This window comes from Yersinia aldovae ATCC 35236 (genome assembly GCF_000173735.1).
Lineage (GTDB): Bacteria > Pseudomonadota > Gammaproteobacteria > Enterobacterales > Enterobacteriaceae > Yersinia > Yersinia aldovae.
In genome coordinates this window covers 1-474 of record NZ_ACCB01000116.1, presented here as the reverse complement: position 1 = coordinate 474, position 474 = coordinate 1, and the positions used below count along the sequence as shown (strand labels likewise).

The window sequence follows — 474 nt, the reverse complement described above, 5'->3', positions numbered from 1 at the left end:
GCCTTCCTCCTCGCTGAAAGTGCTTTACAACCCGAAGGCCTTCTTCACACACGCGGCATGGCTGCATCAGGCTTGCGCCCATTGTGCAATATTCCCCACTGCTGCCTCCCGTAGGAGTCTGGACCGTGTCTCAGTTCCAGTGTGGCTGGTCATCCTCTCAGACCAGCTAGGGATCGTCGCCTAGGTGAGCCATTACCCCACCTACTAGCTAATCCCATCTGGGCACATCCGATGGCGTGAGGCCCGAAGGTCCCCCACTTTGCTCTTGCGAGGTCATGCGGTATTAGCTACCGTTTCCAGTAGTTATCCCCCTCCATCAGGCAGTTTCCCAGACATTACTCACCCGTCCGCCGCTCGCCGGCAAAGTAGTAAACTACTTCCCGCTGCCGCTCGACTTGCATGTGTTAGGCCTGCCGCCAGCGTTCAATCTGAGCCATGATCAAACTCTTCAATTTAAGATTTGTTTGATTTGCT

General features: G+C 55.1%; 1 rRNA gene. It reads right to left on the bottom strand.

Annotated elements, in window-relative coordinates:
• A 16S ribosomal RNA gene (locus YALDO0001_RS19490) occupies positions 1-455 on the bottom strand; the annotation flags it as partial.
• Positions 456-474 lie beyond the last annotated feature (19 nt).